The organism is Enteractinococcus helveticum, from assembly GCF_020742345.1.
GTDB lineage: Bacteria > Actinomycetota > Actinomycetes > Actinomycetales > Micrococcaceae > Yaniella > Yaniella helvetica_A.
Window position 1 is genome coordinate 1 of the sequence record NZ_DYXC01000080.1, and the last position, 12,706, is coordinate 12,706.

13 protein-coding genes are annotated in these 12,706 nt (G+C 57.4%); 7 read left to right on the top strand and 6 right to left on the bottom strand.

Annotated features, from left to right (window positions below; genetic code table 11):
* The coding region (locus K8V32_RS07510) for an MFS transporter (RefSeq protein WP_303905272.1) at window positions 1–638 on the bottom strand (638 nt) is incomplete at its 3' end.
* A gap of 221 nt (window positions 639–859) precedes the next feature.
* On the opposite strand from K8V32_RS07510, the gene K8V32_RS07515 reads away from it, so the two are divergent.
* The gene (locus K8V32_RS07515) at window positions 860–2,467 is read left to right on the top strand and encodes an NAD-dependent epimerase/dehydratase family protein (protein WP_303905275.1); all 1,608 of its coding nucleotides are present in this window, start codon (window positions 860–862) and stop codon (window positions 2,465–2,467) included.
* Window positions 2,468–2,480: 13 nt separating this feature from the next.
* On the opposite strand, the gene K8V32_RS07520 is transcribed toward K8V32_RS07515, so the two are convergent.
* Together K8V32_RS07520 and K8V32_RS07525 are read right to left on the bottom strand one after the other, a co-directional pair.
* Window positions 2,481–3,677, bottom strand: coding sequence for an MFS transporter (locus tag K8V32_RS07520; protein ID WP_303905278.1), 1,197 nt, complete (start codon window positions 3,675–3,677; stop codon window positions 2,481–2,483).
* Window positions 3,678–4,065: 388 nt separating this feature from the next.
* Window positions 4,066–5,019: an HpcH/HpaI aldolase/citrate lyase family protein gene (locus K8V32_RS07525; protein WP_303905281.1), complete on the bottom strand. Its 954-nt coding sequence runs from the start codon at window positions 5,017–5,019 to the stop codon at window positions 4,066–4,068.
* A gap of 554 nt (window positions 5,020–5,573) precedes the next feature.
* Between K8V32_RS07525 and K8V32_RS07530 the strand changes: the two genes are divergently transcribed.
* The gene (locus K8V32_RS07530) at window positions 5,574–6,404 is read left to right on the top strand and encodes a gamma-glutamyl-gamma-aminobutyrate hydrolase family protein (protein ID WP_303905284.1); all 831 of its coding nucleotides are present in this window, start codon (window positions 5,574–5,576) and stop codon (window positions 6,402–6,404) included.
* 105 nt (window positions 6,405–6,509) lie between these two features.
* Here the strand turns inward: K8V32_RS07530 and K8V32_RS07535 are convergent, their stop codons facing one another.
* Genes K8V32_RS07535 through K8V32_RS07545 form a run of 3 tightly spaced genes read right to left on the bottom strand, consistent with a single transcriptional unit; the run spans window position 6,510 to window position 9,061 of the window.
* Window positions 6,510–7,124 carry a TetR/AcrR family transcriptional regulator gene (locus K8V32_RS07535; RefSeq protein WP_303905287.1) on the bottom strand — a complete coding sequence of 205 codons (615 nt, stop codon included), beginning with the start codon at window positions 7,122–7,124 and terminating at the stop codon, window positions 6,510–6,512.
* A 52-nt stretch (window positions 7,125–7,176) separates the two neighbouring features.
* Window positions 7,177–8,541, bottom strand: a complete 1,365-nt coding sequence (locus tag K8V32_RS07540; protein WP_303905289.1) for an AMP-binding protein — start codon at window positions 8,539–8,541, stop codon at window positions 7,177–7,179.
* A gap of 37 nt (window positions 8,542–8,578) precedes the next feature.
* The gene (locus K8V32_RS07545) at window positions 8,579–9,061 is read right to left on the bottom strand and encodes a hotdog fold thioesterase (protein WP_303905292.1); all 483 of its coding nucleotides are present in this window, start codon (window positions 9,059–9,061) and stop codon (window positions 8,579–8,581) included.
* 254 nt (window positions 9,062–9,315) lie between these two features.
* Between K8V32_RS07545 and paaA the strand changes: the two genes are divergently transcribed.
* The 5 genes from paaA to K8V32_RS07570 all read left to right on the top strand — a co-directional run.
* Entirely contained in the window at window positions 9,316–10,326 is a 1,011-nt protein-coding gene (paaA, locus tag K8V32_RS07550) for a 1,2-phenylacetyl-CoA epoxidase subunit PaaA (protein ID WP_303905295.1), read from the top strand.
* Window positions 10,327–10,332: 6 nt separating this feature from the next.
* Complete coding sequence (gene paaB / locus K8V32_RS07555; protein WP_303905298.1) at window positions 10,333–10,632, top strand: 1,2-phenylacetyl-CoA epoxidase subunit PaaB; 300 nt, start codon at window positions 10,333–10,335, stop codon at window positions 10,630–10,632.
* Entirely contained in the window at window positions 10,629–11,462 is an 834-nt protein-coding gene (gene paaC / locus K8V32_RS07560; protein ID WP_303905301.1) for a 1,2-phenylacetyl-CoA epoxidase subunit PaaC, read from the top strand. The genes paaB and paaC overlap by 4 nt, the downstream gene beginning before the upstream one ends.
* Complete coding sequence (gene paaD, locus K8V32_RS07565) at window positions 11,462–11,977, top strand: 1,2-phenylacetyl-CoA epoxidase subunit PaaD (protein ID WP_303905305.1); 516 nt, start codon at window positions 11,462–11,464, stop codon at window positions 11,975–11,977. The genes paaC and paaD overlap by 1 nt, the downstream gene beginning before the upstream one ends.
* 13 nt (window positions 11,978–11,990) lie before the next feature.
* A partial coding sequence (locus tag K8V32_RS07570; RefSeq protein ID WP_303905308.1) for an FAD-binding oxidoreductase occupies window positions 11,991–12,706 on the top strand: 716 nt, incomplete at its 3' end.

The following is a 12,706-nucleotide window of genomic DNA, read 5'->3' on the forward strand; positions in this document are numbered from 1 at the left end:
CTATCGATAAGATCAGAGCCGCGGATGCGCCAGCGTTGGGCGTGATCCTCTGGGCTGGGTGGGTGTTCTTGAATGCGCATCGGCAGCACAGCGAGCAGTGAGATGGCAGCGCACAGGGCGGTGAAGTTGAAGACCCAGACATCGGATGCCACCTCGCTGATCTGTACAGCGGCGAATGGGCCGATGGCCATGCCCAGCGTGGCGGCTAACGAATAGTAGCCCAGACCCTCGCTGCGGCGGCTTGTAGGGATGACATCAATGACCACCGAGGTGATAGCTGTGGAAATGATGCCGAACGCCGTGCCCTGGATAATGCGCAGCACGATCATCAGGCTGTAGTGATCAACCAACGGATAGATCAGCGAGCTGACAGTAAAGACGATCAGCGAGATGATCAGGGCGCGTTTCCGTCCGATGAAGTCCAGGTACTTGCCGATCACCAGACGCACCAGGCCTGCGCCGACCACGAATGAACTGGCCGCAAAGCCTGCTGCGGTGTCATTGGCCTGAAATCGGTCGGCAGCATACAGTGCCATGAATGTCATCAGAGCGACGAACACAATGTATGCGCCCAGCAACACGGTGAAGGCTAGGAAGTAGTCGCGGGTGAATAGCGCGTTCTTGGTTGTAGCAGTCATTTACTGAAACCAGACGTTTGACATATCCCCGGACCCATTTCACTCATAAATCGTTGGTTAACACAACGGTTTTAGCCACGATACTACTGATCGGCACAAAAGCAACACTGCCGACCAGATTCTTTTGAATCTCCCATTGTTTCAGGCGTGATCGGCGTGCTTGTATAGGGGTATCTCATTGCGCAGTTCGAAGCTCGACTTTGCGACACAGGAGTTTTTGTATGCGAATTGCAGTCGTAGGAGCAACCGGCAATGCCGGGACCGCAGTGTTGCGCCAGTTAGCCCGCCAGGACAGCGTCGAATCGATCCTTGGTATTGCGCGTCGGCTCCCAAATCAAGCATTAGAACCATATAGCCATGCGGAATGGCGCAGCATCGACGTCCAATTCGAAGACTCGCGTGCCGAACTGACCACCGCATTAACCGACTACGATGCGGTCATTCACCTCGCTTGGCTTATCCAACCCAATACAGAACGCGAGCTGCTGCGCCGCGTCAATGTTGACGGCACGAGACATGTGCTGGAGGCCGCAGCTGCCGCCGGCGTCAAACACATTGTTGTCGCCTCCTCGGTTGGGGCATACTCCGGGGTGACCGACAATCAATTACGTGATGAATCCTGGCCCACCAATGGCATTGCCAGTTCGCACTACAGCATGGATAAGGCTGCCCAAGAGCGCGTCATCGACGAATTCCAGATCAAACACCCCGATGTAACGGTGGCTCGCCTGCGCCCGGCACTGAAATTCCAGGCCAGCGCGGCATCAGAAATCCAGCGCTACTTTTTAGGCGAGTGGGTTCCGGTGCAGCTGTTACGTGCCGGACGGCCACCGATTATTCCATTTCCGAAAGAGGCCCGCGCGCAGGTGGTGCATACCGACGACGTCGCACGCGCCTACGTGCTCGCGGCTCTGACGGGTGCCGAAGGAGCATTCAATATTTGTGCCGACGATATTTTGACCCCGCAAATTATTGGGGGAGTGCTCACCGGAAATCCGAAATATGGTCGCGTACTGCCGATCCCGAGTAAGGCACTGCGGCCGTTAGTCAAGGCTGCGCACCGTTCCGGATTGCTGGCCGCCGATGAGGGCTGGCTGGATATGGCGGTGCATTCGCCGCTGATGGATAACACCCGAGCCAAACAAGAACTCGGCTGGGAACCTTTAAAGACCGCAGCTCAAGCCCTGGACGAACTTATTGAGGGTATGGCAGTCGGTGAGGGTCGACGTTCGGCGCCCATGCGCCCACGTCAACAGCGCTCGGTGGCACCGTTTGTCTTGCCGCCGAAAGGTCACCGGCTGCCCGATGATATTGATGCCATGGCGCTGCGCCAGTACATGGCCGACCATCTGGCAGGGGCCACCGCAGGGCGTGGCCGGATGGCACGACTTGCGAAGGCATTTGCGAATACACCGATGTATGGTGAGATTGCGTCGGTGGCCGATGAGGTGCGGCTTGAACATAAGTATTTGCAGAAGCTGATGAACCGTCAAGGCTTTCCCCGTCCCGGGATTTCGGCCCCGGCGCTGTGGGTTGGCGAGCGGGTTGCGCGGGTGAAATCATATTTCCCGAAGGAGCTCAAAAACGCCCCATCGGTGCTGGTATTAGAAACTGAACTGATGCTTTCGGCGGTGACCGGCAAGTTGCACGGTTGGAAAACCCTGCTGAATAATACCGCTGCTCTGGGTGTTCCGGCCAGTGTGTTTGAACAGCTTATCGAGGATACCGAACGCCAGTACGAAAAACTCCAGAAAGCTCACCAATATGTTCGGGCGCGGGCGTTCAAGAAGTGCTATGAGTCCCAGGACCATCCGCTGGACAGGGGCTAACGGCGTCCGTCTGTTATCTTGGGGCGATTGCTCCACGTGCATGACGACCGTGGGCGAACCAGTACACGATCAGACCGAGCATCACGATACTTGCCCCGGCCAGGTAGAGGCCGGTGTATCCGGTCAGCCCGATCATGAACCCTAACATGACCGGGCCGATCGCTAGGCCTGAGTCCAGGGCAAGGTAGTGGGTTGAGGTCGCGATGGGAATGCGGTTCGTCGTCGTCCGACTTATTCCCACGGCCTGCAAGCTTGGTAGTGCGGCACCGTGACCAAATCCGCCCAGTGTCGCGGCGATGATGAAATGCCACAGGCTGTCGGCCACCGCGATCACGGCCAGCCCGAGCACCAGTGCGAGCAGGGCTCCGGGCAGTACAGCGTTTTCGCCGTAGCGGTCGTGCATGCGGCCGGCGAAGAGTCGGACCACGAGCATGGCGAACGCCCAGACAAAAAAGAACATGGATGCGGTACTGGCCATGTCTAACCCCACCAGGTAGGCGGGCAGATAGGTCATGACAACGGAGAAACCGGTGGAGGTCAGCAGGCCGACGACGGCGATTGACAGCATGTTGAAATCGACCAGATCCGAGCCGCGAATGCGCCATCGGCGGTCGTATTCGTCCTGGGTTGGGGTGCGTTCTTTGACCGTCATCGGCAGCACCGATAGCAGTGCCACAATGGCACAAATTGTGGTGAAGCCGAAGACCCAGAGACTGGAGGCGCGTTCACTGAGTTGTATCGCGGCCAGTGGTCCAACCGCATTGGAGACCGTGCCGGCTAGGGAAATATACCCTAATCCTTCGCTGAGGCGGCCCAGTGGGATTAGGGTGATGACGGTGGAGCTGATCGTCGTCGAAGCAACACCAAAGGCTGCCCCGTGGATGAACCGGACGAGCACTAGCAGCGCGTAGCTATTCAGGATCGGGTAGATCAGGCAGGATAAGACGAATAGTGCCAGGGTGATGATCAGGGTGCGTTTGCGCCCGATGAAGTCTAAGTATTTGCCGATTAGGATGCGCGATAGTGCCCCGCCGGCAACGAATGAACTGGCCGCAAATCCAGCGGCGGTGTCGTTGACACTGAATTGCTTGACGGCATACAACGCCATGTAGGACATCAGGGTAATAAATACCAGGCTGATGCCGAGCATGACGACGAACGCCCGCAGATAGTCTGGCGTCCAGAGGCGTTGCTCGGAGGTTGAAGACATGAACCCTTACTACATAGGCAAAACAGCGGCCTGTTGATTTTCGTGAAAGTGTGGATCGGGGCGGCAATACTTGCACGGCCTTAAACGCCAGCATAATGGGCTACCCTGCTTCTGTTATAGCAGAGAGCGCTTTGGTCTGGGTCAAGCTTTTGTCATCAAAACCAATAAGAACTGCGTTCGTGAGCTCGCGAACCTGCTCGGATCGCCCTGTAAATAGGTGATGAAATTTGAATTTGCGCCTTCGCGAGAGCCCTGGTGAATACCCCAACTTCGCGTACCCTTGGAGACAATATTCGCCGGTGGAAGCGGATCGTTTTGAACTACACGATTTTCAGCCAAACTGCGGCCATTACCCCGTTTCGGTGCGGGCCAGTACTGCCCCACGCGCCTAGTAGTGGTAGGTGTCTGTCGGCGCGGAACTGTAATTTTCTGAAGTTGCAGGGCGGGTCCACTCGATGCCTAGCGCTTCGGCCAGCTCGATGATGCCATTGGAACGGGCAAGGCGGGGCAGATCTGAACCATTGCGAATCTGTCCGCCGTCGTTTTCAAACTCCGCCAAGAAGTCATGTGCCCAGGTGAGCTCCTCCTGTGAGGGGCTCAGGCCAGAGTTAATGGTTGCAGTTTGCTCAGGCAGCAGACATAGTTTGCCGGTAAACCCGAACTCAGAAGCGATGGAGGCTCCCTGAATCAAGTTCTTGCTGATCGTGCCCTGTGTTGGCCCATCGATCGGAGACGGCAACATTGCAGCTTTAGATGCGATCGTGAACTGGCTGCGCGCATAGGCCAACGCTCGCGGTGAACCGCCGAAACCGGTGTCTCTGCGAAAATCGCCCACCCCGAAGGCCAGGCGGAAGGTGCCGCGTGCTGCAGCAATCGAGTTGATGCGCTGTAAACCGCGGGCGGTTTCGACAAGCGCTACGATGGGCACTCCTGGCAGACGTGCAGCGGTTTCGTTGACGTGGTCGGTGGATTCAACCATCGCTAACATGACGCCCAACAGCCCGCCATTATGGTGTGGACCATCGAGCTCATGGCTGATGTATTTGGCTAACTCCGTGACGTCCTTTTCCCACCATGGTGTGCCATAACCATTGATGCGCACCCAGCCGGTGTGACCGGTGGTGAACTGGTCAGCGACGTGTTGAAGAGCCCGGTCCTTGTCTTTGGGCGCTACTGCATCTTCAATGTCGTAGAGGACGACGTCGGCCGCGGAATCTTCGGCGGCTTGAAAACGTTCCTGTTGTACGGCATTAACTAACAACCACGATCGCGCAAGATCCGCCTGAACTTTTTGACCCGGCGATGGAGAAACGTATGTGGTCATGATAGAACTGTTGGACACCAGATCTCCTTGAGATATCGCCCAAATTATTCGGCAATATGCGAGGTTGTAAAACTGTGGAAACTCGTTGTACAACAGTACCGTGACGCTCCAGCCTTAACCAAAGAATCAAGCTGCTGGGGCACGCGGTGTGCGTCATGTTACATGCCGCGTGTGGCTAGCGTACTTGTGAGCGTTGGTGAGTATGAGTCTTGGACAATGGGTCGCCCGGTTTTCTGCGCGGCCGCTTCCAACCCACCCAGGTTTGTGACTCGCTGGATACCAGCATCTTGCATCAATTGAAAGGCCGCACCTAATCAGGACGCGGCGATACAAGCACTGTGACGGCGAGGACCGGGGAAGTTTTCCAAGCAGCAAAAATTTGACGACGCTATTATTCGACCGCCCCAGAGTAGGGCGGATGTCTGCCTGGCAAAACCCAGATGGCCTTTACCTTCGGTGAAGGAATTATTCGCGCATAATCAACGTTCCACTAGTGCCTGCAGCCCTAGGTGCTGTAGGCTGGACCACTAATTTTCATTGCCGAGTAATTTTGAAACCATAAGGAGGCCATATTGACTCATGACATCCACCCAGGATTTTCTGTCCGCTATTTCCAGCAGGAACAAGACTTTGAAAATGATGGCCGCCCCGTGGTCGGCGTCGTCGTGGCCCTATGGTCCCCGGAGCTGAGTTACGTTACGGCTCAATTCATCCATGACCTCACAATGCAAGCTGTGAACACCATCCGAGAGTTGGGTGGCAGGCCGCTGGTGGTCGATAGTTCCGCCCCGACCCTGCAGCAACGCGGTACGAGCTGGCAGGACGACGTCGATGCTTTTGTCTTTCTGGGTGGCGCAGACGTCCACCCGGGCTTCTATTCCGATGTGGATCTGGCAGAAACTATCCCGTGGATCGATGCGAAAGCGGATAAATTCTGTCTTGATTCCATTGGCCGGGCCGTGGATGAGGATCGGCCGGTTCTGGGCATTTGCCGTGGGTCTCAGCTGCTCAACGTTTCTCAGGGCGGCACGTTAGTGAACCATATTGATGGTCACCGAGTCGATTTGGGCAACGGCAACATGGGATTCATGGACGAGAAGGTCGAGCTGGTGCCCGATGCTCAGATCGCCGAGATTCTGGGCGGAGCGGGAACCATCGGTGTTCGTAGCGCCCACCATCAGACCGTGGAAACCCCGGGTGCTGGGTTGACCGTGGCGGCCTATGCGCACGATAACAGCATCGAAGCGATTGAGCACGCCGAGAAGCAATGGGTGATTGGACTGCAGTGGCATCCCGAGGAGGCTTCTGCCAATGTGGACCACCGTCGTCATATTTTCCAATCCCTGATCACCCAGGCCAGGGAACAGCACCAAGAAGCCAAACAGCCGGCCTTGCAGCGCTAGGCCCATCGGGCGCTTTGGGCAGCAGGACGAACGAGAACCAAAACACTACAGCCTGGGTCGGCATGGCAATCCATCTCCAGCGTGTGGCGTTTTCCGTGTGTGAGGTTATGGGTTCTTGATGCCGTTGAAGATCAGATCGATCAGCACGGCAGCGGTTTGCTCGGCACCGGCTGATTTCTCTGCGGCATACCAGTCGACCAGCGAGTTGATGGTCCCGAAGACCAGGCGGGCCAAAATCATTGGACTTGTTGTTTCACGCACGGATCCTTCGGCCTGTGCTTCACCGATGAGGCTGGCCAGACGGGTCGTCAGGCTACGACGTCGTGCCAGTGCTTGTGCTTCAACCTCCGAGTTACCGCGCAGACGCAGCAATAAGGTTACCGAGGGTTGTTTTTCGATCAAGACTTGGACCGCACCGGTGATGACCGCCTCGATTTGCTCCCGTGCCGACCCGTCGGTCTGTTCGGCCTCTTCCATGGCGGCTTCCAGCCCGTCGAGCGCCTCGGTCAGCGCGCTTTCCAGGATCTCTTCTTTGGTTTTGACGTGGTGGTAGATCGCCGACTTTGAGATGCCTAACTCATCGGCCAACATACCCATGCTGGTGGCTTCGTACCCGTGCCGGTTGAAGACTTTCACACACAGATCGACCAGGGTTTGTCGATCATATCCGGGACGTCCGCGTCGCGCGGGGGTAGTCGTCGAAGAGTGGGTGGTGGTCATTCGAGCTCCTGAGTGGCAAGGGTATGCGAATCGAACATGGTGAGCCGGTAGGCTAGCTCAGCTCACGAAGGTCGTAGATGCGACGCAGCTTGCCTGATGAGCGGGCCAGGGTGTTGGGCTCAGCGATTTCGATCTTACAGGAGCAGCCGATGCGGGTTTTGATCTGGGTTAACAGGGCGCGGCCGCCGGATTCGGCCTCTTGGCGGCTGGCGGTTTCACGGCGTTCGATTTTGATGGTCAGTTCATCCATGCGGTGTGGGCGCGTGATTTCCAAGGTGAAGTGCGGTGACAGGGCATCGACTTCCAGGGCGAGCTCTTCGATTTGGGTTGGGAAGATGTTGACGCCGCGCAGGATGATCATGTCGTCGGAACGACCGGTGATGCGGTTCATGCGACGGTGTCCCGGGCGGGCGGTGCCTTCCGAAAGGCTGGTCAAATCGTGGGTGCGGAAGCGAATGATCGGCAGGGCTTCGCGGGTCAGGGTGGTGAAGACCAATTCGCCGGATTGATCGTTGCCCAGTACAGCTTGGCTGATCGGGTCGATAATTTCTGGGCGGAAGTGGTCTTCCCAGATGTGGCAACCGTCTTGGGTATCAACGGCTTCACCTGCAACGCCGGGGCCCATGAGTTCGGACAGACCATAAATATCGCAGGCTTTGAGGTCGTAGAGTTCTTCGATCTCTTTTCGCATGCCTTCGGTCCACGGTTCTGCACCCAGGACGGCGACCTTCAGTGAGGTCTCACGCGGGTTGATGCCGGCCTTGGTGAAACCGTCGGCTAGTGCCAGCAGGTAGGTCGGGGTGCACATGATGACTTCCGGTTGGAAGTCGGTGATGATCTGAACTTGTTTGTCGGTCTGACCGCCCGACATTGGAATGACCACACAGCCAAGACGTTCAGCACCGTAGTGGGCGCCCAGGCCACCGGTGAACAGGCCGTAGCCATACGCGTTGTGGACCTTATAGCCGGCCTTGACACCGGAGGCCCGCATGCAGCGGGCAACCAGTGAAGCCCACATGTCAAGGTCGTTTTGGGTGTAGGCAACTACGGTGGGTTGGCCGGTGGTGCCAGATGATGCGTGAATACGGCGGATCTCATCCATGGGCACGGCCAGTGCTTTGAATGGGTAGTTCGCGCGCAGGAATTCTTTGTCGATATAGGGGAAGAGCTGTAGATCTTCGAGTTGTTGGAAGTCCTTGGGGTGTACGCCGTGCGCGTCGTACAGTTCCTGATAGGCCGGAACATTATTGTAGGCGTGGTGCAGCGTCCAACGCAGACGTTCGAATTGCAGCTTTTCGATTTCTTGACGGCTGTAGAGTTCCTCGGGGTCTAACTGGTTGCGATCTGCCGGTGGCGCAGGCGGGGTCCATGGTTGGGGGATCTCGGAACCGGTGGGTGCGACACTATTGCTCGTCATGGGATTGTCCTTATAGTTCATTTTGGATCTGGAACGTTTATCGGTTGGGGTTGGGGATCGTCCGGGAGCGACCGCGGAATTCTGCGACCAGGTTGCCCTGGTCATCAATAACGGTGATGTCGTAGAGACCCGAGCGTCCGGTGGAAGCTCTTAGGTGCCCGGTCGCCGTCAAGATTGTGCCGAGTTGCGGGGATGATACGAAGTTGATGTCGGCACCCTGTGCCACGGTGATGGTAGAGCCGTCACCATCTGGGCTGTTACACGTCCACGCGAAGATGGAGTCTGCTAGCGCAAAGACCATACCGCCGTGGGCAATATTGAAGCCGTTGAGCATGTCTTCACGGACCGGCATGTGACCTTTGGCGTAGCCGGGCGCGTACTCGGTGATGGTCACACCCAACCATTCGGATGCTCGATCGTGGCCCCAGGCGGGGTGATCGTTTGGCCCGAAGTTTCCACGACGCACATCCGTTGGGCTGGTTGTGCGGGTGGTGTCCGATACACCAAGTGCGTGTGACATCAGCTGCTCCGAATGTGATCTACCTAATTATTGACTGACCATTCATACGGTAATGATAAGTGTGACGTGCGTCAAATGCTAGGCCCTTGGGTTGCAGGCTTGGGGGCGGGTGGCCTGAGTGTGGTGCGGGCACCATGGGGTAGGCGGTGAAGTTGCGCGCATCACGTTACTCGCCTATACTGACTGAACGTTCGGTATTTCGCCGCTTATGAGAATGCAGAAATCAGAAGGAAGTCCGTAGCGAGGTGTCTCACATGTCAACACAGTCAATACACTCCGATGCTCAAGTCGCCGATCTCGACGAGCAACGGGCAGGTCAGGAGCGCTTTGACCAAATCATCGCTGAAGATTCTCGAATTGAGCCCAGCGACTGGATGCCCGAAGGATACCGCAAGACCCTGATTCGCCAGATGTCGCAGCACGCTCACTCCGAGATCATCGGTATGCAGCCTGAGGCGAATTGGATCACCCGTGCGCCGTCACTGAAGCGCAAAATGATTCTGATGGCCAAGGTCCAGGACGAAGCCGGTCACGGTCTCTATCTGTACTCGGCCACCGAAACCCTCGGCGTACCACGCGACGAGCTCGTCCGGCAGTTACTTGACGGCGAGGCCAAATACTCCTCAATCTTCAACTACCCAGCCATGACGTGGGCCGACGTCGGTGCTATTGGCTGGTTGGTTGATGGTGCTGCCATCCAGAACCAGGTTCCGCTGTGTCGAGCCTCCTTTGCGCCATATGGTCGTGCGATGGTGCGGATTTGTAAAGAAGAATCCTTCCACCAGCGTCAGGGCTGGGAAATTCTCTACGAACTGTCCAACGGCACCCCAGAGCAAAAGGCCATGGCCCAGGACGCGGTCAACCGTTTCTATGGACCGGCCCTGCAGATGTTTGGTCCACCAGACGATGACTCCCCGAACTCTCAACAGTCGATGGCCTGGAATATCAAGCGTTTCTCCAACGACGAGCTGCGTCAGCGTTTCGTCGACATGATTGTTCCACAAGCCCAGGCCCTGGGTCTGACCCTGCCAGACCCGGATCTGAAGTGGAATGAAGAACGTGGCCACTACGACTTCGGTGAGCTCGACTGGGACGAATTTATGACTGTTATCAAAGGCAACGGGCCGTGCAACGTCCAACGCATGCAGCACCGTCGTGCAGCCCACGAAAATGGTGCTTGGGTTCGTGAAGCCGCAGCCGCCTACGCCGCGAAACAGGCGCGCCGTCAACAAGATGCAGCTGATACCCACCTGATTGGAGCCTAAGAGACCATGTCACAATACAATGTCGACGCCACTTGGCCACTGTACGAAGTATTTGTCCGTTCATCTCGCGGACTATCCCACGTACACGCCGGATCGCTCCACGCCCCAGACGCCACGATGGCACTGCGCAACGCCCGTGACCTCTACACGCGCCGCAACGAAGGCACCTCCGTGTGGGTTGTCCCATCCGAAGCCATCGCCAGTTCGGACCCCGACTCTAAGGGCGGGTTCTTTGAATCCCCGCAGGGCAAAGCCTTTCGCCACGCGACCTACTACACCAAGTCTGAAGGAGTGAAACACCTATGAGTTTTGCAGCCTCTGACTCAGCAACTCGCCAATCCGCCGGCGATGCTATCACCCCAGAAGACATTATCGCCGCGGGGCACACAGCTCCCGAAGATGTTGCCACCTACGCCCTGTACCTGGGTGACGACGCGCTGATGCTCGCCCAGCGACTGGGCTACTGGATTTCGCGTGCTCCGGAAATGGAAGAAGACGTCGCCCTGGCCAACATTGCCCAAGACCAGTTGGGGCATGCGCGCTTTCTGTTGTCCTATGCGGGCTCTGCGTGGGGTAAGACCGAAGACGATCTGGCCTACTTCCGTGATACCAATGACTTCCGCTCGTGTCGTTTAGTGGAGCAGGAAAACGGCGACTTCGGGCAAACCATTGCCCGGCAGCTGATCTTTGCCACCTACCAGTACGAACTCTTCTCGCGCCTGGTGGATTCCAAAGACGAAACGATTGCCGCGGTGGCGGCCAAAGCACTCAAAGAAGTCATGTACCACCTGGACCACGCCGCCCAGTGGACCCTGCGGCTGGGCGATGGCACCCAGGAATCGCATCGTCGCATCCAAGAAGGCCTCTACTACATGTGGCCCTACGTCGACGAACTCTTTGCCGACGACGACCTATTGCGCGACCTAGCCGAACGCGGCATCGCTGTGCTGCCCTCAACCCTGCGCGAGTCCTTTGATCAGCGAATCCAACCCATCATCGAACAAGCAACGCTTGAGCTCCCCAATGTCCCCGGTGCCTACGGTGGCGACCGAACGGGCCGCTTCTCCGAACACCGCAGCCACATCCTGGGGGAGATGCAAGTGGTTGCACGTCAATTCCCAGGAGCAACGTGGTAATGACTGCCGCATCTGCAACACTACGACCAACCGATACAGTGGGTCAGGAACTCTGGGACGCCGTCCGCAATGTTCCTGATCCAGAAGTCCCGGTTTTGACCATCGAAGACCTCGGCATTTTGCGCGGCGTCGAACTCGTTGACGGCAAAGCCGTGGTCACCATTACGCCAACCTACTCGGGCTGCCCGGCCATGGAAACCATCTCCCGGGACGTCAGCCAGGCACTGGCAGATGCCGGCTACCAGGACTCCGAAGTCAAACTGGTGCTCACCCCGGCCTGGACCACCGACTGGATGTCGGAGGAAGGCAAACGCAAACTCGAAGAATATGGCATCGCACCGCCCAGTGGAAAAGCCGCGGTCAACGGCCCCATCATGATCCAAATGGCCGTCAAATGCCCGCAGTGCCACTCATTGAACACCCGCGAAGTCACTCGATTCGGCTCCACCGCCTGCAAGGCGCTGTACACCTGCAACGACTGTTTGGAACCATTCGACTACTTCAAAGTCCACTAAGGAACTCGCTGTCATGACTGAAACCTTGAAGGCACCCGCACGGCGACGCGCACGGTTTAATGCCCTGACCGTCTCCGAGATCCGCCAACTGACCGACGACGCCATTGAAGTCGCCTTTGGTATCCCAGAAGAACTCCAAGACGACTACAACTACGTGCCCGGCCAGTATGTGGCGCTGCGGGCGACGATCGATGGCGAAGAGCTCCGCCGCTCGTACTCCATCTGTGCCGAACCCGTACCCGGCGAAATACGGGTGGCGATCAAACGCGACTTCGGCGGCCTATTTTCCACCTGGGCGCACGAAACCCTGGCCGTAGGCGACACGATCAACGTGATGAATCCGCAAGGTTCCTTCACCTCGCGCATGCACTCCACCGCGCTGAACGACCCGGAAGCCATCGTGGAAGCACACGAAACCCAGGGCGGACACTTCGTGGCCATCGCCGCGGGCTCCGGCATCACCCCGATCATGTCGATCGTGGCGACCGTCCTGAACTCCACCGACAACACCACGATTGATCTGCTCTACGCCAACCGGTCAGCCATGGACGTCATGTTCGCCGAAGAACTCGGGGACCTCAAAGACAAATACCCGGCCCGCCTGTCGATCCACCACGTGCTATCCCGCGAACAACGCATCTCGCCGTTGATGTCCGGGCGCATCGATGAAGAAAAACTTGACGAACTGCTCACCAACATCATCCCGGTGGACAACACCGTTGAATGGTT

Coding starts and splice junctions, on each gene's coding strand:
- K8V32_RS07515 (WP_303905275.1), top strand. CDS start 860: ATGCGAATTGCAGTCGTAGGAGCAACCGGCAATGCCGGGACCGCAGTG.
- K8V32_RS07520 (WP_303905278.1), bottom strand. CDS start 3,677: ATGTCTTCAACCTCCGAGCAACGCCTCTGGACGCCAGACTATCTGCGG.
- K8V32_RS07535 (WP_303905287.1), bottom strand. CDS start 7,124: ATGACCACCACCCACTCTTCGACGACTACCCCCGCGCGACGCGGACGT.
- K8V32_RS07540 (WP_303905289.1), bottom strand. CDS start 8,541: ATGACGAGCAATAGTGTCGCACCCACCGGTTCCGAGATCCCCCAACCA.
- K8V32_RS07545 (WP_303905292.1), bottom strand. CDS start 9,061: ATGTCACACGCACTTGGTGTATCGGACACCACCCGCACAACCAGCCCA.
- paaA (WP_303905295.1), top strand. CDS start 9,316: ATGTCAACACAGTCAATACACTCCGATGCTCAAGTCGCCGATCTCGAC.
- paaB (WP_303905298.1), top strand. CDS start 10,333: ATGTCACAATACAATGTCGACGCCACTTGGCCACTGTACGAAGTATTT.
- paaC (WP_303905301.1), top strand. CDS start 10,629: ATGAGTTTTGCAGCCTCTGACTCAGCAACTCGCCAATCCGCCGGCGAT.
- paaD (WP_303905305.1), top strand. CDS start 11,462: ATGACTGCCGCATCTGCAACACTACGACCAACCGATACAGTGGGTCAG.